General features: G+C 63.6%; 18 protein-coding genes. 9 read left to right on the top strand and 9 right to left on the bottom strand.

Annotation, left to right across the window (positions count from 1 at the left end; translation table 11 throughout):
- Window positions 1-18: 18 nt before the first annotated feature.
- From AC5RTB_RS16150 to AC5RTB_RS16135, 4 genes are read right to left on the bottom strand one after another with little or no spacing between them, the layout of a single operon-like run.
- Window positions 19-393: a non-heme iron oxygenase ferredoxin subunit gene (locus tag AC5RTB_RS16150; RefSeq protein ID WP_494062064.1), complete on the bottom strand. Its 375-nt coding sequence runs from the start codon at window positions 391-393 to the stop codon at window positions 19-21.
- Complete coding sequence (sufD, locus tag AC5RTB_RS16145; protein ID WP_494062063.1) at window positions 393-1,703, bottom strand: Fe-S cluster assembly protein SufD; 1,311 nt, start codon at window positions 1,701-1,703, stop codon at window positions 393-395. The genes AC5RTB_RS16150 and sufD overlap by 1 nt, the downstream gene beginning before the upstream one ends.
- Entirely contained in the window at window positions 1,703-3,175 is a 1,473-nt protein-coding gene (gene sufB / locus AC5RTB_RS16140) for a Fe-S cluster assembly protein SufB (RefSeq protein ID WP_490891503.1), read from the bottom strand. The genes sufD and sufB overlap by 1 nt, the downstream gene beginning before the upstream one ends.
- A complete protein-coding gene (locus AC5RTB_RS16135) occupies window positions 3,175-4,014 on the bottom strand; it encodes a helix-turn-helix transcriptional regulator (RefSeq protein WP_494062062.1) in 840 nt (279 codons plus the stop codon). The genes sufB and AC5RTB_RS16135 overlap by 1 nt, the downstream gene beginning before the upstream one ends.
- Before the next feature lie 176 nt (window positions 4,015-4,190).
- Here AC5RTB_RS16135 and AC5RTB_RS16130 point away from each other — a divergent pair, with 176 nt between their 5' ends.
- From AC5RTB_RS16130 to AC5RTB_RS16120, 3 genes are read left to right on the top strand one after another with little or no spacing between them, the layout of a single operon-like run.
- Window positions 4,191-5,138, top strand: coding sequence for an ABC transporter ATP-binding protein (locus tag AC5RTB_RS16130; protein WP_494062061.1), 948 nt, complete (start codon window positions 4,191-4,193; stop codon window positions 5,136-5,138).
- Window positions 5,135-5,875, top strand: a complete 741-nt coding sequence (locus AC5RTB_RS16125) for an ABC transporter permease (RefSeq protein WP_494062060.1) — start codon at window positions 5,135-5,137, stop codon at window positions 5,873-5,875. The genes AC5RTB_RS16130 and AC5RTB_RS16125 overlap by 4 nt, the downstream gene beginning before the upstream one ends.
- A 4-nt stretch (window positions 5,876-5,879) precedes the next feature.
- Entirely contained in the window at window positions 5,880-6,827 is a 948-nt protein-coding gene (locus tag AC5RTB_RS16120) for a COX15/CtaA family protein (RefSeq protein WP_494062059.1), read from the top strand.
- 3 nt (window positions 6,828-6,830) lie between these two features.
- On the opposite strand, the gene AC5RTB_RS16115 is transcribed toward AC5RTB_RS16120, so the two are convergent.
- Window positions 6,831-7,736 carry a dihydrodipicolinate synthase family protein gene (locus AC5RTB_RS16115; protein ID WP_494062058.1) on the bottom strand — a complete coding sequence of 302 codons (906 nt, stop codon included), beginning with the start codon at window positions 7,734-7,736 and terminating at the stop codon, window positions 6,831-6,833.
- Between the two features lie 30 nt (window positions 7,737-7,766).
- Entirely contained in the window at window positions 7,767-8,717 is a 951-nt protein-coding gene (locus AC5RTB_RS16110; RefSeq protein WP_494062057.1) for a heme o synthase, read from the bottom strand.
- Between the two features lie 441 nt (window positions 8,718-9,158).
- Between AC5RTB_RS16110 and tkt the strand changes: the two genes are divergently transcribed.
- From tkt to pgl, 6 genes are read left to right on the top strand one after another with little or no spacing between them, the layout of a single operon-like run.
- On the top strand, window positions 9,159-11,330 hold the full coding sequence (gene tkt, locus AC5RTB_RS16105; protein ID WP_494062103.1) for a transketolase: 2,172 nt from the start codon (window positions 9,159-9,161) through the stop codon (window positions 11,328-11,330).
- A gap of 48 nt (window positions 11,331-11,378) precedes the next feature.
- Window positions 11,379-12,491: a transaldolase gene (gene tal, locus AC5RTB_RS16100; RefSeq protein ID WP_494062056.1), complete on the top strand. Its 1,113-nt coding sequence runs from the start codon at window positions 11,379-11,381 to the stop codon at window positions 12,489-12,491.
- 6 nt (window positions 12,492-12,497) lie between these two features.
- Entirely contained in the window at window positions 12,498-14,135 is a 1,638-nt protein-coding gene (locus tag AC5RTB_RS16095) for a phosphoglucose isomerase-related protein (protein WP_494062055.1), read from the top strand.
- A complete protein-coding gene (zwf, locus tag AC5RTB_RS16090; RefSeq protein WP_494062054.1) occupies window positions 14,136-15,674 on the top strand; it encodes a glucose-6-phosphate dehydrogenase in 1,539 nt (512 codons plus the stop codon).
- Window positions 15,671-16,612 carry a glucose-6-phosphate dehydrogenase assembly protein OpcA gene (locus AC5RTB_RS16085; RefSeq protein ID WP_494062053.1) on the top strand — a complete coding sequence of 314 codons (942 nt, stop codon included), beginning with the start codon at window positions 15,671-15,673 and terminating at the stop codon, window positions 16,610-16,612. Before zwf ends, AC5RTB_RS16085 begins: the two co-directional genes overlap by 4 nt.
- Window positions 16,602-17,408 carry a 6-phosphogluconolactonase gene (pgl, locus tag AC5RTB_RS16080; protein ID WP_494062052.1) on the top strand — a complete coding sequence of 269 codons (807 nt, stop codon included), beginning with the start codon at window positions 16,602-16,604 and terminating at the stop codon, window positions 17,406-17,408. The genes AC5RTB_RS16085 and pgl overlap by 11 nt, the downstream gene beginning before the upstream one ends.
- On the opposite strand, the gene AC5RTB_RS16075 is transcribed toward pgl, so the two are convergent.
- The 3 genes from AC5RTB_RS16075 to tpiA all read right to left on the bottom strand — a co-directional run bounded on the left by AC5RTB_RS16075 (window position 17,405) and on the right by tpiA (window position 19,001).
- Window positions 17,405-17,779 (bottom strand): RNA polymerase-binding protein RbpA, encoded by a 375-nt coding sequence (locus tag AC5RTB_RS16075; RefSeq protein WP_494062051.1) that lies wholly within the window; start codon window positions 17,777-17,779, stop codon window positions 17,405-17,407. The two genes, pgl and AC5RTB_RS16075, sit on opposite strands and share 4 nt — an antisense overlap.
- 134 nt (window positions 17,780-17,913) lie before the next feature.
- Entirely contained in the window at window positions 17,914-18,165 is a 252-nt protein-coding gene (secG, locus tag AC5RTB_RS16070; RefSeq protein WP_494062050.1) for a preprotein translocase subunit SecG, read from the bottom strand.
- A 20-nt stretch (window positions 18,166-18,185) separates the two neighbouring features.
- Window positions 18,186-19,001, bottom strand: coding sequence for a triose-phosphate isomerase (tpiA, locus tag AC5RTB_RS16065; protein WP_494062049.1), 816 nt, complete (start codon window positions 18,999-19,001; stop codon window positions 18,186-18,188).
- Between the last annotated feature and the right edge of the window lie 27 nt (window positions 19,002-19,028).

Genomic DNA, 19,028 nt, shown 5'->3' with positions numbered 1-19,028 from the left:
TTTTGGCTGCGTTTTGGTTCAGGCGCGATTGGGAACCGGCGCGGAGTTGGTCACAGTGGTGATGTCCACGTAGACCTCGTCTCCGAGGATCTCCAGCGCGAACACCGGCACCGGTTCATAGGCGGGGAGCTGAAGCGGCATGCCGCTGCGCAGATCGAACTGGGAACCGTGTCCCCAGCATTCGATCCTGCAGCCCTCAACGTCGCCCTCTGACAGGGAGATATCGGCGTGCGAGCAGGTGTCACCAATGGCGTGGATACCGCCGTCGGAGTCCTTCACAATCGCTACCGGATAATCGTCGATCAGGATCCGCAGTGCCTGCTTGACCTGAATATCATTCACGTTGCAGACCAGCTCGCCCTTCGGCGCCCCGTTTGTCGGTGATTCGCTCATCAGATGTTCCCTGCAGCCAACTCGCGTTCCACAGCTTCAGTGAGACGCTCTTCGAGTACTGGAACCTTGATCTGTTGGATCACCTCGTTGAGGAATCCACGCACCACGAGCCGGCGGGCGGTCTTCTCGTCGATGCCGCGGGCCATCAGGTAGAACAGGTGCTCGTCGTCGAACCTGCCGGTTGCGCTGGCGTGGCCGGCACCCTCGATCAGACCGGTCTCGATCTCAAGGTTCGGCACCGAGTCCGAGCGCGCTCCGTCGGTGAGCACAAGGTTGCGGTTGACCTCGTAGGTGTCCGTTCCCTCGGCTTCCTTTCGAATGAGGACGTCGCCTACCCAGACGGTATGCGCGTCCTTGCCCTGGAGTGCACCCTTGTAGGTGACGCGGGACTTGCAGTTCGGAACGGCATGGTCGACCAGCAGTCGCTGCTCGAGGTGCTGCCCGGCGTCGGCGAAGTACAGTCCGTACATCTCGACCTCGGAGCCGGGGGCGGTGAAGAACGACGACGGAGTCAGGCGCACCAGATCGCCGCCAAGACTGACCACCACGTGCTTGAAGCGCGCGTCGCGGCCCACCTTTGCCTGCTGGGAGGAGACGTGAACGGCGTCGTCGTCCCATTCCTGAACGCTCACCACGGTGAGTTCAGCGCCGTCGCCGACGAGGATTTCGACGTTCTGGGCGAGAACAGCGCTGCCCTGGTGGTCGAGGACCACCACTGCGCGCGAGAACTTGCGCGCGTCGATGATGATGTGCTGCGCCGACGCGGCGTTGTCACTGCCCCGAACACTGACGGTGACCTCGCAGTCAGCGACTGTCTCCTCGGGAATGGTGATCACGGTTGCGGCGGTGACAGTTTCCCAGGCGGAAGCGGAGACCCTGTCCTCAGGGACAGCGGCACACCCGAAGCGCGCGTCATCACGCCCGACGGTCTCAACCTGAACGTTGGAGGCACCCGTCACGGTGACGGCGGGGCCCTGGCCGGTCAGCGGATCGCTGTCCAATCCGCGAAGACGCTTCAGCGGGGTGAACCGCCAGTCCTCCTCGCGGCCGGTCAGCGGCGCAAAGTCTGCCAGACGGTAGGACTTGAGACGCTCGCCGCGCGAAGCCTCGGGCACTACAGGCTCGTCGCCGTGGCTGTGCCGGCGTGCGCCGTGCTGTTCGGTGCCTGTGTTCAGCGGAGAAAGGTTTTCGCCCTCCTCGGTGAAGCCGTCAATGGCCACCTTCGCCTCGGTCGACGGGGCTCCGATCCTGGCCTTCTCGTCGGTCGCGATTTCTGAAAGTTCAGGGCTCAACTGTGAGGTTTCGGCCATTAGCCTACGGCTCCTTCCATCTGGAGTTCGATCAAGCGGTTCAGTTCGAGGGCGTACTCCATCGGGAGTTCCCGGGCGATGGGCTCGATGAAGCCACGAACGATCATCGCCATGGCCTCGTCTTCGGGCATACCGCGGGACATGAGGTAGAACAGTTGCTCTTCGCTCACGCGGGACACAGTGGCCTCATGACCCATCGTGACGTCATCCTCACGGATGTCCACGTACGGGTAGGTGTCCGACCGGGAGATCGTGTCGACCAGCAGGGCGTCACAGCGAACGGTGTTCGCCGAGTGCTTCGCGCCCTCGCGGACCTGCACGAGGCCACGGTAGGCGGCGCGTCCGCCACCGCGGGCAACCGACTTGGAAATGATCGAGGACTTGGTGTTCGGGGCGATGTGAACCATCTTCGAACCGGTGTCCTGGTGCTGGCCCTCGCCTGCGAACGCAATCGAAAGGGTCTCACCCTTCGCGTGCTCGCCGACCAGGTAGACGGCCGGGTACTTCATGGTGACCTTCGAACCGATATTTCCGTCCACCCACTCCATGGTTGCGCCCTCGTGCGCAATGGCGCGCTTGGTGACCAGGTTGTAGACGTTGTTGGACCAGTTCTGGATGGTCGTGTAGCGAACGCGTGCGTTCTTCTTCACGATAATTTCGACAACAGCGGAGTGCAGCGAATCGGACGTGTAGATCGGCGCGGTGCAGCCTTCGATGTAGTGAACGTAGGAGCCCTCGTCCGCGATGATCAGGGTTCGCTCGAACTGGCCCATGTTCTCGGTGTTGATCCGGAAGTAGGCCTGCAGCGGGATCTCTACGTGAACACCTGGCGGGACGTAGACAAAGGAACCACCGGACCATACGGCGGTATTCAGGGAGCCGAACTTGTTGTCGCCCACAGGAATGACGGAGCCGAAGTACTCTTCAAAGAACTCAGGGTGCTCTCGCAGTGCAGTGTCGGTATCCATGAAGATGACGCCCTGGCGCTCGAGTTCCTCATTGATCTGGTGGTAGACAACCTCGGACTCGTACTGCGCCGCGACGCCCGAAACCAGGCGGTTACGCTCAGCCTCGGGGATACCGAGCTTCTCGTAGGTGTTCTTGATGTCCTCGGGCAGCTCTTCCCAGCTGCCTGCCTGCTTCTCGGTGGAGCGGACGAAGTACTTGATGTTGTCGAAGTCGATGCCCGACAGATCCGCACCCCACGCCGGCATGGGCTTTCGGTCGAAGTACTTCAGGCCCTTGAGCCGCATGTCGAGCATCCACTCGGGCTCGCTCTTCTTGGCTGAGATGTCGCGAACGACTTCCTCATCGAGACCGCGCTTCGCGTTGGCACCGACGTCGTTCTTGTCGGCCCAGCCGTACTCGTAGTTGCCGATGCCGTGGAGCTCCGGGTTCCTCTCGAGGATGTCGCTGATCACTCCTGCCGGCACGGCGTCGGGAACCAATGCCTTCTCTGTCTGATCCGTCATCACGGCCTTCCTTGCTGATGGTTGGAGACGTTTGTCGTGTATGGGTGCGACGCCGGGGCGGCGCTGTGGGGTGATTGGCTGCCTGGTCCGCCGGCGCGTGCAGTTCGGCCAATCGGTATGTGGGTTGTGCAGACATGGCCGCCGCTTGCGAGGGTCGAGAGCCGGCGGACGTCCACGCCGAGGAGCCGGGCGAACACCTCGGTTTCCTGGTCGCAGAAGTCCGGGAACCGCGTGGCGAGTTCCTGGATGGGACAGTGGCCCTGACACAGCTGGATGCTCAGCATGGCGGCATTGGGCGCATTGCGGCCTATTTCCCGGGTGGAGCCCACGAAGCCGTCGAGGCTCAGTGCCTCGGCAAGGGCTACAGCCTTGTCCTCAATGCTGTCGCCTGCCGACTCGATGATGGGGCGGTACCGCTCCTCCATGTCGGCGAACCGGCCCGCCGCGAACTGGCGGACGGCGTCGGGCCCCGCCATCTCGCGCAGCTGTCCCAGGGCAGCTTGCGCGATGTGCAGATAGTCATTGCCCAGGCGTGTCTGACCGCGCTGGCTGAGAACATAGCGTCGGGCCGGCCTGCCGGCGCCCGGGGATCGACTGCCAATCACCTTGACCTCGATCAGGCCGTCACGGGACAGTGCGTCCAGGTGACGCCGGACTGCTGCCGGGGTGTAGCCCAACCGGTCGCCCAGTTCAGCCGCGCTCACCGGTCCGTGCTCAAGAACCGCGGAGAGCACCTTGTCCCTCGTCCGCTCGTCGACAGCACGCCGCGACTCGACGTCTTCGGTTCCCTCGAATGCGTTGTGCGCCTTGGCCCGGCCGGGAACAACTGAGTGTGACATCGCGGGCCTCCTTACTGCACTGGGGAACAGGCCGAGGATTCCGGCCGAGTAGATTTGTCCAATTAAGACAACATAACCGTGACTTAATCTATTCCAGATCACCACCGGCTTCCAGTAAGGCGAGGCTACCCAGCATAGGGAGCGAAGCCGGTTACTACGTGGCGTAGAATTATGCGGTGCCTTCCTCCTCCCCCGCCGTAGAAGTGAGCGGGCTCGTCAAGGACTTTGGCCCGGTCTCATCACTCGACGGCAAGATGGTCCACGTGCTCGACGGCGTAAGCCTACGCGCGCACAAGGGTCGCGTCACGGCGCTGCTGGGCGCAAACGGTGCAGGCAAGACCACAACACTCGAGTGCGCACAGGGTCTTCAGAAACCCAGCGGCGGCAGCGTTCGGCTGCTCGGAGAGGATCCCTGGCGCGCCGGTGCCGCCTTGCGCAGCCGCGTCGGCATCATGCTGCAGGAAGGCGGTCTGCCTCCCGCTGTTCGGCCGCTGTCCCTTCTGCGCCACGTTGCGGGTATGTATGCGTCGCCCCGCGGGGTCGATGAGCTCGCGGCCAGGCTGGGGATTGATTCGTTCGCGCGAACCCCGGTGCGGCGGCTTTCAGGGGGCCAGAAGCAGCGCCTGGCACTTGCGTGCGCGCTCGTGGGAAACCCTGAAGTGCTCTTCCTGGATGAGCCAAGCGCCGGACTCGACCCGCAGTCCCGCAACATTGTGTTCGAACTGATCAATGAGCTCCGCGCCGAGGGGCTCGCGATCGTCCTGACCACCCATCTCCTTGACGAAGCCCAGAAGCTGGCCGACTATGTGTACATCATCGACCAGGGGCGCACGGTAAGGCACGGAACAGTTTCAGAGCTGACGGCCCATGCCGCAGACGCCACGCGCGAACTCAGATTCGAAACGCGGGAAGGCCTTGCCCTGCCGTCGGCACGTCTGCCCCACCTTGAACTCACTGAATCCACACCAGGCCAGTACCGGGTCAGCGGTGCCCTCACTCCCGAGGATCTTGCCGTGCTCGGAGCCTGGTGGGCCGAGGAGGGCATCCTCCCGGCCTCGATCTACCTGACTTCCCGCTCGCTCGAGGACGTGTTCCTCGATATCTCGGGACGGAGCATCCGATGAGCGCATCTTCGCTTCCCGTGCGCGTGCTGCAGCACGGCAAGTATGAGACCGTCGCCATGCTCCGCAACGGGGAACAGCTGGTCCTGGCCATCGTGCTGCCGCTGCTTGCCCTCATGGCTATCGCCTTCACGCCTTTCTTCGACGCCCTCGGCATGCCCCGTCTGGAGGCCGGAACCCCCGGCGTGATTGCGCTCTGTGTGCTCTCCACGGCGTTCACCGGCCAGGGAATCGCGACAGGTTTCGACCGCCGATACGGTGTACTCCGGTTCCTTTCCACCACACCGCTCGGGCGCAGCGGACTGATCCTCGGCAAGATTCTCGCAGTCGGCGCAGTGCTTGCCATTCAGGTCGTTGTCATCTGCACGACGGCGGTCCTGCTTGGCTGGCAGCCCCCGTTCAGCGGGATTCTTCCCGCTCTCGCCATGCTTGTTCCGGGAATCGCTGCATTCACCGCGCTAGGATTGCTTATCGCCGGCTCCCTGCGGCCGGAAGCCACTCTCGCCGTAACGAACCTGGCCTGGGTACTGCTTGCCGCAGTCGGCGGCACCGTCATCCCGCGCAGTGGTCTTCCGGAAGCGATCCAGCCTCTCGTCGCGGTGCTGCCGTCAGCGGCCCTCGGGGATGGATTACGCGAGGCACTGACATCCGGCACGTTCGACCTGTGGTCCTTCGCACTGCTGTGCGGCTGGGCCGCCGTCGTGGGACTGGCCGCCGTCCGCTGGTTCAAATGGAGTTAAGAACATGACTCAGCTCTCCCCCACCCGCATGACCGAGCGCCTCCCCCAAACCGTCACGCCGACGGTCCGCGTACTGGCGCTGGCGTCCCTTATCTCCCAGATCCTCATCGTCGTCACGGGCGGCGCTGTGCGACTGACTGCCTCAGGACTCGGCTGCCCCGAGTGGCCCCGCTGCACCGCCGACTCAATGGTCAGCACGCCGGAGATGGGCATGCATGGAGTCATCGAATTCGGCAACCGCCTGCTCACGTTTGTCCTCACCGCGATAGCGGTTGCCATGCTGGTCTCACTCTGGAATATGCGCAAGACGCGCCGCGATCTGTTCGTGCCCGCCGTCGTGCTTCTCGCAGGAATACCCGCGCAGGCAGTCGTCGGCGGGATCACGGTCCTGACTCAGCTCAACCCCTGGATTGTCGGCTGGCACTTCATTATCTCCATGATTCTGATCACCGTGGCGACAGTCCTGGTCAACCGTAGCCGGCTCACGGCCGCCGAAGCCGCCGCCGATAATGAACCGCGCGCCATACCCCTGCTTCGGCAGCTTCTGGTTGCCGCCGCCGTGCTCGTGGCAGCGGCGGTGCTGCTCGGCGTCGTCGTCACCGGGTCCGGACCGCACGCCGGTGATTCGGGCGCAGCGCGGAACGACCTCAACCCGGATCTGATGACGCGCATCCACGCTGCACCGGTCTATCTGCTCGTGTTGACCGTGCTTGTCCTTGTTGTCGCCGCATATCGGCTGAGGGTAGCTAACCGGCTGCGGGTCGCGCTGGTCACCCTCGCCGTCATCGTCTTTGCCCAGGGAGCCATTGGCTACCTGCAGCACTTCCTCCACCTCCCGGTGGCCCTGGTTGCGCTGCACATGCTGGGCGCTTCCCTGCTCACCGCAGCAATGGCACACGCCGTATACGTCGGGTTCACCCGGCGGAGAGTGGATCAGCCCGCTGACCTCTAGCAGTCAGCGCAGGACGCCGTCCTCGACGTCGTCGAACGCCTCGGCCAGTCGTGCCAGGTCCCGCTGCTCGCTACCGGCGATCGGAAGCAGCGGACGCCGCGGATCGCCGGCGTCCACCCCGCAGGCCCTGCCCAGGGCATGCAGGCCGCTTAGCTTCCGCAGCCGCTGCACCGCCTGGACTACCGGTACCAGCCGGGATCGTTCAGCAGCAACCCGCGCCGCATCGCCGTCCAGGATCGCGGCCCGGAAAGCCAGGTAGCTGGCAGGGAGGAGCGCCGCCAGGCCCGTGTGCCAGGCATCCGCGCTAACTTCGCCGGTAGCAATGAGTGGATCCCCGCTGGCGCCGTGGCTGATGGGCCGGTCCAGCACACCACGCAACCTGGTGGCGCGCCCGGCGAATTCGGCCGGCGTCGCGGCAGTGTCCTTGAAGGCGACGAGGGTGGGCACATGCGCAAGTCGGCCTACGAGCTCTACCTCGATGGAGAATTGCGTTGTCGACGGATTGTTGTAAAGGCAGATGGGCAGCGTGGTCGCTGAGGCCACCTCTTCGACCAGACCGACGAGTTCGTCGTCGGTGAGCGGCAGGTAGGACACCGGTGAGAGAACCACACCGTCGGCTCCGAGCTGCTCTGCGGCTCGCGCACCCGCTACCACCTCGCGGGTTGCCACGGCGCTGATTCCGGCGGCAACGGGCACCCGCCCGGCAGCCGCCTCAACGGCGGTGGCCAGAACCTGCTTCCGTTCCTCTGCCTCGAGGTAGGCGAAACTGCCGGACGATCCGAGCACCGCCACGCCGTCTACCCCGGAGCGGGCCAGTCGGTCGACGAGGAGTGTGAGTTCAGCTGAGTTCAACCCGCCGTCTGCATCAAAAGGTGTCAGGGGGTACGCAACCACTCCGGTGAAGACCATTCCACCATCCTAGGTGGAGAGTGCTGCTTCCTACGCGGCAAAAACGGCCGCACCGACAAACGGGTCGATGGCAAGGGCAAGGAACAGAATGGTCAGGTAGCTAATGGAGCCGTGGAAGACCTTCATTGCGCCCTTGCCGGTCACCGTGCCGGCTCGGGCAGCGGTGTGCAGCTTGTGCGATTCGAGGATGAACCAGCCGCCGCTGAGAACTGCTGCAGCGGTGTAGACCCAGCCTGCCCCGCCCGCCGGCACAAGGAGGAGCGAGCAGATCACCGTTGCCCAGGCGTAAAGAACCACCTGGACGGAAACAATGCCGGGGCCCGCAATGGCTCCAAGCATGGGAACGTTCGCGGCGTTGTAGTCATCGCTGTACTTCATGGACAGCGGCCAGTAATGCGGCGGTGTCCATAGGAAGATGACCAGGAAGAGAATGACGGCCGGCCATCCAATAGTCTCCGTGACCGCAGCCCAGGCGATCAGGACAGGCATGCAGCCTGCCGCACCGCCCCAGACGATGTTCTGCGCGGTGCGCCGCTTCAGGATAAGGGTGTAGATAACCACGTAGAAGAAAATCGCCGCCACGCCCAGCCACGCAGCGAGGGGGTTGGCTCCCACCCACAGGATGGCGACGGCAGCAATGCCGAGGACCGAGGCAAAAACGAGCGCTTCCCGCGGTGTCACCTCGCCGGTAACGAGCGGCCGGTTGACCGTGCGGTTCATGACCTTGTCGATGTCCCGGTCGAGATAGCAGTTGAAGGCACCGGCGCTTCCCGCGGCGAACGCGCCGCCCACCATGGTGGCAATAACCAGGACCAGCGACGGGAAACCGCCCTGGGCGAAGATCATGGTGGGAAGAGTCGTCACCAGCAGCAGTTCGATGACCCGGGGTTTGGTCAGTGCCAGATACGCCCGAAGCTTGCGGGATACGCCGCTGCCTGCCTGATGCACGCTGGGCGCAACTGCCGCCTGGTCGAAATTCACGGGAGGATGCTCTGCTTCTCTGTGAGGTTAAAGTCCGTCGCTATCATACCCGGTCGTTCTGTCTTTTTTACAGCTCGTAGAAAAGGAGGAGGCGACGTAACAGGTGTCGAGCCGTCGTCGTTCGTGTCGTTGTGTGACCCTTCACAAAAGGTTGGTCCACGCGCATTGGGAGCCGAAAGCGCTAAGGTGGCATGTATCACCTGGATCACTCCCGCACGCCGGGACGCACAACGAATATCCGGGGGGATCGTCCCCCGGCGAGTTGTTAGCACCACCCCAATGTGCGGGGATCCGGTTTAATCGAAACGCAGCATTATTCAAGTTTTCAACGGTGAACGGCCGGCTGGCCGCGGGGACTTTCGCGTCCGGGGCGCAGTCTCACTCGGCGCCGCGGCGCCGGCCGTGACGTAACTAGAGAGGGGCCCGGTGAACGAGCCACAGCTGAAAAAGCAGGAACTGGACTGGAATGAACTGGATGATCGCGCGGTAGATTCAATACGCGTACTCGCGGCAGATGCCGTGGAGAAGGTGGGCAACGGCCACCCTGGAACAGCGATGAGCCTGGCCCCGGCGGCCTACCTCCTCTTCCAGAAGTTCATGCGTCATGACCCGACCGACCCGGAGTGGACCGGCCGTGACCGCTTTGTGCTCTCCCCCGGCCACACATCGCTCACCCTTTACATCCAGCTCTTCCTTTCGGGCTATGGTCTTGAGCTTGATGACCTGAAGGCTTTGCGCACCTGGGGCTCCAAGACTCCCGGCCACCCCGAGTACCGTCACACTGCCGGCGTCGAAATCACCACCGGCCCGCTTGGCCAGGGCCTCGCTTCCTCCGTTGGTTTCGCCTACGCCCAGCGCCGCATGCGCGGGCTGCTGGACCCCGAAGCGCCGCAGGGTGAGAGCCCGTTCGACCACACCATCTGGGTAATTGCATCCGACGGGGACCTCCAGGAAGGCGTGACCTCTGAGGCTTCCTCCCTCGCGGGACACCAGGAACTGGGCAACCTCGTGGTGATCTACGACGAGAACCACATCTCCATCGAGGATGACACCGACATCGCCTTCACCGAGGACGTCCTCGGTCGCTACGCCGCATACGGCTGGCACACCCAGCGGGTCGACTGGACCAAGACCGGCGAATACGTCGAAGACGTCGCAGAGCTGTACAACGCACTCAAGGCCGCGAAGGCAGAGACCTCGCGTCCCTCGATCATCTCGCTGCGCACCATCATCGGCTGGCCTGCACCGAACAAGCAGAACACCGGCAAAATCCACGGTTCGGCCCTCGGCAAGGACGAGGTTGCGGCGCTCAAGTCCGCTCTCGGATTCGATCCGGAGCAGGACTTCCAGGTCGACGACGAGGTGCTGGCCCACGCACGAAAGGTTGTCGAGCGCGGGCAGGAAGAGCGCAGGAGCTGGGAAGACACCTTCAGCGCCTGGAAGGACTCCTACCCCGACAGCGCTGCGCTGCTCGAGCGAATCTCCGCACGGGAGCTCCCCAAGGGCTGGGAATCAAGCCTTCCGGAATTCGAGGCCGGCAAGGACATGTCCACACGCGCCGCTTCGGGCAAGGTCCTCAGCGCCATCGGCCCGGTTCTGCCGGAACTGTGGGGCGGGTCCGCTGACCTCGCCGAGTCGAACAACACCACGATCGAGGGATCTCCGTCCTTCGTACCCGAGAGCAAGCAGACGGACGCCTGGTCCGGTAACCCCTACGGCCGGGTTCTCCACTTCGGAATCCGCGAGCATGCTGCCGCTGCCATCGTGAACGGCATTGTGATGCACAGCAGCACACGCGCCTTCTCCGGCACCTTCCTGATCTTCAGTGACTACCAGCGGCCCGCCATCCGGCTGGGTGCGCTCATGGGAGTCCCGGCGATCTATGTGTGGACACACGACTCCATCGGTCTTGGTGAAGACGGTCCTACGCATCAGCCCATCGAGCAGCTCGCTTCCCTGCGAGCTATTCCGGGCCTCGATGTGGTCCGTCCGGGTGACGCCAATGAGGTCGCAGTTGCGTGGCGCACCATCCTGGAGAACACGTCGAACCCTGCCGGCATCGTTCTTACCCGCCAGAACATTCCCACCTGGGAACGCGGAGACGGCCAAGCAAGCGGAGATACTTTCGCGTCGGCAGAAGGTGTTGCCAAGGGAGCGTACGTGCTAGCCGAAGCACCTAACGGCGATCCGGACGTTATCCTGATCGCGACCGGCTCCGAGGTCCAACTCGCCGTTGAAGCGCGCACTGCACTGCAGAAGGAAGGCATCGCAGCCCGCGTTGTGTCCCTTCCCTGCCTTGAGTGGTTCAACAAGCAGGACGAGTCCTACCGCGAATCGATTCTGCCCTCAGGCATCCGGGCACGCGTTTCCGTCGAGGCCGGCATCGCCCAGGGCTGGCGGGAGCTGGTCGGCGACGCAGGCAGGTCCGTTTCGCTGGAGCACTTCGGAGCGTCAGCCGACTACAAGACCCTCTTCCGCGAATTCGGAATCACCACCGAAGCCGTAGTTGAAGCCGCCCGTAATTCGATTGCTGCCGCAGATACACGCAACGCTCCGGAGGGGACCTCGGCAGCAGCCGGCGCATCTGCCTCCACAACGGGCGACCGCCTCTAGCAGCCCCTCACCGAACAGCACAATCCACCTGGTTCAAGGAGAAAAACCATGACTCCCACCCCTACTGCCGCTCTTTCCCAGGCCGGCGTGTCCATCTGGCTGGATGACCTCTCACGTGAGCGGATCACCACCGGTACCCTGAAGGCGCTCGTTACCGAGCGCGACGTCGTCGGCGTCACCACCAACCCCAGCATCTTTGCTGCTGCCCTGCAGAACGGCGAGTCGTACTCGGCTCAGGTCAATCAGCTTGCTGCTAACGGAGCGGACGTCGACACCGCGGTCTTCGAGATCACCACCACCGATGTCGCGCAGGCCTGCGACATCTTCGCACCGGTCGCTGAGGAGACTGGTGGCGTTGACGGCCGCGTGTCCATCGAGGTGGACCCCCGGCTCGCCCGCGACACCCAGGGCACCATCGCCGAAGCCCGTCACCTGTTCGACGCAGTGGGCCGCTCCAACGTCCACATCAAGATCCCGGCGACCGTCGAGGGCCTGGAAGCCATCACGGCGACCCTCGCGGCGGGCATCAGCGTCAACGTAACCCTGATCTTCTCGCTGGAACGCTACCGTGAAGTCATCAACGCCTTCATGGTGGGCCTTGAGCAGGCCAAGGAGAACGGACACGACCTCTCGACCATCCATTCCGTCGCCTCGTTTTTCGTCTCCCGCGTGGACGCCGAGATCGACAAGCGCCTTGATGCCCTCGGTACTGACGAAGCCGCGTCACTGCGCGGCAAGGCCGGCCTCGCGAACGCTCGCCTCGCCTACCAGGTCTACGAGGAAGCATTCAGCTCGGAGCGCTGGAAGGTGCTCGCAGCAGCTGGTGCGCACCCGCAGCGTCCGCTCTGGGCATCGACCGGTGTGAAGGACCCTGCTTACCCGGACACGCTGTATGTCACGGGTCTGGTCGCGGAGGGCGTCGTCAACACGATGCCGGAAAAGACGCTCGAAGCCACCGCGGACCACGGCGAAATCACCGGCAATACGATCACCGGCACCTACGCCGAGTCCAACGAGGTCCTGGACCGCCTTGAGACCATCGGCATCTCCTACAAAGAGATCGTTGATCTGCTTGAGGAAGAAGGCCTGGACAAGTTCGTTGCGAGCTGGGGCGAACTTCTCGAGACGGTCACCTCGGCGCTCGACTCAGCGAAAGGCTGATCACCTATGGCTACCCTCTTTGTCAACGCGTCAGGGGCCGCCGCTGAAGCGATTGAGCGGGCCATGCCCGAACTGGTGGACGAGCACGTGGCTTCCCGGATCATGGCAAAGGATTCCACCCTGTGGGGCCCTGAGTCGGAGTCCGAGGCAGCCATCCGACTGGGCTGGGTTGATCTCGTTGATGCGTCGCGCTCACTGCTGCCCGAAATCGACCAGCTGCGGAGCGACCTCTCGAACGAGGGAGTAAACCACATAGTGCTGTGCGGCATGGGTGGTTCTTCCCTCGCTCCTGAGGTCATCACCCGATCTGCCGGAGTCGAGCTGAGCGTGCTCGACTCCACCGATCCCGCGCAGGTACGCGCGGCGCTGGCCGACCGCCTCGAGAGCACCGCAATCGTGGTCTCGTCCAAGTCGGGTTCCACGGTTGAAACCGACTCCCAGCGCCGGGTTTTCGAGCAGGCCTTCACCGAGGCTGGAATCGACGCAAAAAGCCGGATCATCATTGTCACCGATCCAGGCTCGCCGCTGGATGAGTCCGCGCGGGCAGCCGGCTATCGTGCCGTATTCAACGCGGACCCGAACGTGGGCGGCCGGTACTCAGCCCTGACAGCTTTCGGTCTCGTGCCCTCGGGTCTGGCGGGCGCAGATATCGCCACCCTGCTTGATGACGCGGAGTCTATCTCGGAGTTCTTGTTCGACGATGATGCAGGCAACGTCGGTCTGCGTCTCGGCGCGGTCCTCGGCGGCACCCTTCCGTTGCGCGACAAAATTGTGTTCGTCGACGAAGGGTCAGGGATCGTCGGTCTGGGCGACTGGGTTGAACAACTCATCGCCGAATCCACGGGCAAGCTGGGCACCGGTGTGCTCCCTGTCGTGGTGGAACTGGATGCCCCTGAGCTTTCCTCCGGCGCTCCTGATGTGTTGGCAGTGCACCTCGTCTCGCCGGAGTCGAACACCGAACCCTCCGGTGACGCTATCGCGGTCGGCGGCAGCCTCGGCAGCCAACTGCTGGCGTGGGAATTCGCCACCGCCGTCGCAGGCCGGCTTCTGGGCATAAATCCGTTTGACCAGCCCGACGTCGAAGCAGCAAAAACGGCTGCGCGAGGGCTGCTTGATGCACAGCCGGAAGCTGCGGCTCCGAACTTTGTTGACGGTGCCGTCGAGGTGCGTGGCAGCAGGAGCCTCCTGGGGTCGGCGACTACCCTCGATGAAGCACTGGAAGCCCTCTTCGGAGCACTTGAGCCTAACGGTTACCTCGCAGTGCAGGCTTACCTTGACCGCATTGCGGAAGCTCCCCTCGCAGAGATCCGTCCGGCTTTGAGCAGAATCACCGGCCGTCCAGTCACCTTCGGGTGGGGGCCCCGCTTCCTGCACTCGACCGGACAGTTCCACAAGGGCGGAACTCCGGTCGGCACCTACCTGCAGATCACCGGAGCTACGTCCGAGGATCTGACTATCCCCGAGCGCCCCTTCAGCTTCGGTGAGCTGATCGCGGCACAAGCCGCTGGGGACGCGCAGGTTCTTGAGGACGCCGGCCGACCGGTCCTCCGACTGCACCTGGCGGACCGGGCGACGGGGATCAAACAACTTCACGAGGTCATCGAACGGCTGTCCGGTCGATCAGCTGAAAACGGAAACGGATAGATGCCTGACAACGCAAAACTCAGGAATCCACTGCGCGACCCGCGGGACCGACGGCTTAGCCGGATCGCCGGTCCCGCGTCCCTGGTCCTGTTCGGGGTAACGGGTGATCTTGCCCGCAAGAAGCTGATGCCTGCGGTCTACGATCTGGCTAACCGGGGGCTCCTGCCCCCCAGCTTCGCGCTCGTCGGATTCGGCCGCCGTGACTGGAGCGATGAGGACTTCGCGCAGGAGGTCCTCTCCTCGGTGAAGCAGTACGCGCGGACACCGTTTGACGAGTCCGTCTGGGAGCAACTCTCAGCGGGCGTCCGGTTCGTCCAGGGAAACTTCGACGACGACGATGCTTTCGTCGAGCTGAAGAAGACCGTTGAGGACCTCGACTCGACGCGCGGTACCCGCGGCAACCACGCGTTCTACCTCTCCATCCCGCCCAAGGCGTTCGAGCTTGTCTGTCAGAAGCTCTCCGAGCACGGCCTGGCTCAGCCCGAGGAAGGGAAATGGCGCCGTGTGGTGATCGAGAAGCCGTTCGGGCACAACCTGGAATCGGCCCGCGAGCTGAACGCCATCGTTGAAGAGGTGTTCCCGCCCGATGCTGTATTCCGGATCGACCACTACCTTGGCAAGGAAACCGTCCAGAACATCCTTGCCCTCCGCTTCGCCAATCAGCTCTTCGAGCCACTGTGGAACGCCAACTACGTTGACCACGTCCAGATCACGATGGCGGAAGACATCGGTATCGGCGGTCGGGCCGGCTATTACGACGGCGTAGGGGCAGCCCGTGATGTGATCCAGAATCACCTGCTGCAGTTGCTGGCACTGACAGCTATGGAGGAACCGATCTCCTTCAACGCGGAAGACCTCCGAGCCGAGAAAGAGAAAGTCCTCGCAGCGGTCAAGTTGCCCGAGGACCTTTCCACGCACTCCGCAAGGGGACAGTACGAGGGAGGCTGGCAGGGCGGAGAGCTGGTCAACGCTTTCCTCGATGAGGACGGCATTCCGGCCGACTCGATGACGGAGACCTATGCCGCAATCAGGCTGGACATCAATACCCGGCGCTGGAGCGGTGTGCCGTTCTACCTGCGCGCGGGCAAGCGGCTGGGCCGCAGGGTGACGGAGATCGCCGTCGTGTTCAAGCGCGCGCCGAATCTGCTGTTCCGGGATCACGGCGAAGGCGATTTCGGACAGAACGCGGTGGTTATCCGCGTACAGCCGGACGAGGGTGCCACCATCCGCTTCGGGTCGAAGGTACCCGGTACGCAGATGGAAGTACGCGATGTGACCATGGACTTCGGTTACGGCCATTCCTTCACCGAGTCCAGTCCGGAAGCCTATGAACGTCTGATTCTCGACGTGCTGCTCGGCGAGCCGCCGCTGTTCCCGCGTCATCAGGAGGTGGAACTGTCGTGGAAGATCCTCGACCCGTTCGAGGAGTACTGGTCGACTCTGTCCTCCGCGCCCGAAAAGTATGTCCCCGGCAGCTGGGGCCCTGCCTCCGCTGATGAATTGCTCGCACGCGACGGAAGGACCTGGAGGCGGCCATGATCGTCGATCTTCCCGATACAACGACCTCCAAGGTCTCAAAAGAAATCATGACCATGCGGGACAAGGGTGGCGTTGTCGCCCTCGGCCGGGTGCTGACGCTCGTGGTCATCACGCGGTCAGGTCATGAGGAGGAGGCTATCCTCGCAGCGAACGAAGCAAGCCGGGAGCACCCCTGCCGCATCATCGTGCTGGTGGAGGGTACGGACTCCCAGGAAACCAGGCTCGACGCCCAGATCCGGGTAGGCGGTGACGCGGGTGCTTCCGAGGTGATTGTGCTGAGGGGTTACGGCGAGCTCGCGGGCGAAAGCGAGTCCCTCGTCTCAGCCCTCCTGCTTCCGGACGCGCCAATCGTTGCCTGGTGGCCCCACGGCATGCCGGAAGCGGCTGCGCGCACCTCGATCGGCAGCATCGCCCACCGCCGCATCACCGACTCGGCAAAGGAGCCGGATCCGACTGCAGCACTGTTCAACATCCGCCGGACCTACCAGGCCGGGGATACCGATCTCGCGTGGACACGGCTGACGACCTGGCGCATTCAGCTCGCCGCAGTTCTGGAACAACTCGATGGATCTCCCATCACCGGAGTAACGGTGGAAGGCGCCTCCGACTCCCCTAGTACGGTGCTCCTGGCCGCCTGGCTCACGCTCGCTCTCGACACCCCGGTCTCAATCGAGGCCGGCGAACCCGGGACTGGGCTGCACAATGTGCGCTTCACACGTCCCGCCGGCGACGTCGAGCTGAACCGCCCGCGGCGATCCGTTGCGGAACTGCACCAGCCGGATCAACCGGTGCAAAGAATTTCCCTCCCCCGACGCAGCCTGCGAGACTGTCTGGCGGAAGAGCTGCGGCGCCTCGACCCCGATGACGTGTTCGGGGAAGTTATCACCGAGGGTCTCGCACGGACCAATCTGAGGAGCGTACGGACCAGTGAACACTGAACCAAAAGTCAGTATCCACCCTGACGCGGAGCTGCTCGCAGCGTCGGTAGCAGCCCGACTCGTCACGCGGCTTGTCGATGTTCAGAACGAACGCGGCACGGCGACTGTGGTCCTCACGGGTGGAACGCTGGGCGTCGGTGCGCTCCGCGCGCTCGCGGAGTCCCCGGCACTTTCGGCGGTCGACTGGTCTGCTGTGGATTTCTGGTGGGGTGACGAACGGTTCCTGCCTTCCGGGCATGAAGACCGCAATGCCGTCCAGGCCCGGGCCGCGCTTCTTGACCAGCTTGGAGTTTCCGAGGAGTGCGTGCACGAGTTCGGAACGTCGGACGCTTTCAGCAGCCAGGATGAAGCCGCAGCTGACTACGCGACACGTCTTCAGGAGGCTGCGGAGAAGGAAGCCGCACTCGGCGTGGAACTCCGCGATCCGCGTCTGCCCCGGTTCGACATCCTCCTGCTCGGTGTGGGGCCGGACGCGCACATTGCCTCCCTGTTCCCGGAGATGGCCGGCATCCGCACCAAGGGACAGACCGTGGTGGGAGTCAGCGACGCCCCGAAGCCTCCGCCCGAGCGCGTGAGCCTCACTCTCGAAACAATCAACTCCGCTGAGGAAGTCTGGCTGGCAGTTGCCGGCCAGGACAAGGCAGGCGCCGTTGGCCTGGCGCTTGCCGGCGCGGGTCCCGTTCAGGTGCCCGCAGCAGGAGCCCGGGGGCGACGCAAGACACTGTGGCTGATTGACCAGGAAGCGGCAAGCCAGCTTCCCGGGCGTCTGATCGACGCCAGCGAGGCCGACGCCTAGAGGGAATGGCGCTGGCGCAGCTGCGCCAGCGCGTTCTCCAGTACTTTCGTTGCTTCCGCCTCGGTGCGACGCTCTTTCACGTACTGAAGGTGGCTCTTGAACGGCTCATCCCCGTCGATATTGAGATCCACCCCCGGAGAACGTCCGGCCGGTCGGCCGCAGCGGCCGCACTCCCAAACCTCAGGGATCTCGGCCTCACTCAGTTTTGCGAATGTTGGCCTGGTTTCGTGGCCGTCCAGACACCAGTAGCTGACTACGGTGCGGTCGACCACACCCTGTGTCCGTTCCGCGTCTAGATGACGTCCGGATGCACCGTCGCTATAGCCTGATCCGATCCGTGTTCCCTTAAAAGCGTGTCCCGCGTTCACCATGGATTTCTCCCATCAGTACCGCACACGACCTGCGTTCGAGGTTCAGTGTACGCCGTGAAGTGGTGGACGCGGGATAGCTTTGATTGATCTAAAGTGCTGCGGGCTGGATCTGCCGAGACACCGGCGCTTCTCGGCTACGAGTCTCCGGCGAAGCGCTGAATCAGGCCAAGGGCAACGATGACAACGCCCCAGGCGAGCCCGAGGGCCACCGTGAAACGGTTGAGATTGCGCTCAGCGACTCCGGACGATCCCATGCTGGTTGTCATGCCGCCGCCGAACATGTCGGACATTCCACCGCCCCTGCCTTTGTGAAGCAGAATGAGCAGTGTCAGCAGCAAGCTGGTGACACCCAGCAGTACCAACAGGATGATACGGAGAATTTCCACGGTGACCTTTCAACGTGACCTTAGTCGGTCACCAGATGGTGCTCGAACCTGACAATGTTAGCAAACTCATCGACGTCGAGGCTCGCTCCGCCGACGAGCACACCGTCGACGTCACGCTCCTTGAGTATCGCCGCAGCATTGGATGCCTTGACGGAACCGCCGTAGAGAAGCCTGACGCGCGCAGCGACCGACTCGTCGAAGAGCACAGCCAGCTCCGCGCGGATGGCCGCGCACATTTCCTGTGCGTCTTCCGGACCTGCGACTTCTCCGGTCCCGATGGCCCACACCGGTTCGTACGCGATGACCAGGCTGGCTGCCTGCTCAGCGCCCAGGCCCGCGACATCTGCCCGGAGCTGACCGAGCGTATGCTGCACATGAGTTCCAGCCTGGCGAACCTCCAGGCCCTCGCCTACGCACAGGACCGGAACGAGGTTATAGCGGTATGCAGCCTGGACCTTCTGGTTCAGAAGCTCATCGGACTCGCTATGAATAGTTCGCCGCTCTGAGTGGCCCACGAGCACGTAAGTGCATCCGAGCTTCTCGAGGAACTGCCCCGAGATGTCACCCGTGTACGCACCCGATTCGGCCGGCGAGAGATCCTGACCGCCGTAGACGACGTCGAGGTCATCCCCATTCACTAGCGTCTGCACACCGCGCAAGTCGGTGAAGGGCGGGAACACTGCCACCTCTACGCGCGAATAGTCATGCTTGGCGTCGTCGAGCGTCCACGCAAGCTTCTGCAGGAGGGTGATGCCCTGGACGTGGTCCAGGTTCATCTTCCAGTTGCCAGCGATCAGTGGACGACGGTCATAGGTGCCGTTCGTCGAGGAAGTCATGGGTTCTCCAGTTCTAGAAGTACTGCT

It is taken from the genome of Arthrobacter sp. M71 S08 (genome assembly GCF_059089725.1).
Note: the sequence above shows the minus strand (reverse complement) of the source record. Positions and strands in the feature narration are given on the sequence as shown.

Bases quoted from the DNA above. Each gene is read 5' to 3' on its own strand.
- AC5RTB_RS16150 (WP_494062064.1), bottom strand. From the start codon at position 393: ATGAGCGAATCACCGACAAACGGGGCGCCGAAGGGCGAGCTGGTCTGC.
- sufD (WP_494062063.1), bottom strand. From the start codon at position 1,703: ATGGCCGAAACCTCACAGTTGAGCCCTGAACTTTCAGAAATCGCGACC.
- sufB (WP_490891503.1), bottom strand. From the start codon at position 3,175: ATGACGGATCAGACAGAGAAGGCATTGGTTCCCGACGCCGTGCCGGCA.
- AC5RTB_RS16135 (WP_494062062.1), bottom strand. From the start codon at position 4,014: ATGTCACACTCAGTTGTTCCCGGCCGGGCCAAGGCGCACAACGCATTC.
- AC5RTB_RS16125 (WP_494062060.1), top strand. From the start codon at position 5,135: ATGAGCGCATCTTCGCTTCCCGTGCGCGTGCTGCAGCACGGCAAGTAT.
- AC5RTB_RS16120 (WP_494062059.1), top strand. From the start codon at position 5,880: ATGACTCAGCTCTCCCCCACCCGCATGACCGAGCGCCTCCCCCAAACC.
- AC5RTB_RS16115 (WP_494062058.1), bottom strand. From the start codon at position 7,736: ATGGTCTTCACCGGAGTGGTTGCGTACCCCCTGACACCTTTTGATGCA.
- tal (WP_494062056.1), top strand. From the start codon at position 11,379: ATGACTCCCACCCCTACTGCCGCTCTTTCCCAGGCCGGCGTGTCCATC.
- AC5RTB_RS16095 (WP_494062055.1), top strand. From the start codon at position 12,498: ATGGCTACCCTCTTTGTCAACGCGTCAGGGGCCGCCGCTGAAGCGATT.
- zwf (WP_494062054.1), top strand. From the start codon at position 14,136: ATGCCTGACAACGCAAAACTCAGGAATCCACTGCGCGACCCGCGGGAC.
- AC5RTB_RS16085 (WP_494062053.1), top strand. From the start codon at position 15,671: ATGATCGTCGATCTTCCCGATACAACGACCTCCAAGGTCTCAAAAGAA.
- AC5RTB_RS16075 (WP_494062051.1), bottom strand. From the start codon at position 17,779: ATGGTGAACGCGGGACACGCTTTTAAGGGAACACGGATCGGATCAGGC.
- tpiA (WP_494062049.1), bottom strand. From the start codon at position 19,001: ATGACTTCCTCGACGAACGGCACCTATGACCGTCGTCCACTGATCGCT.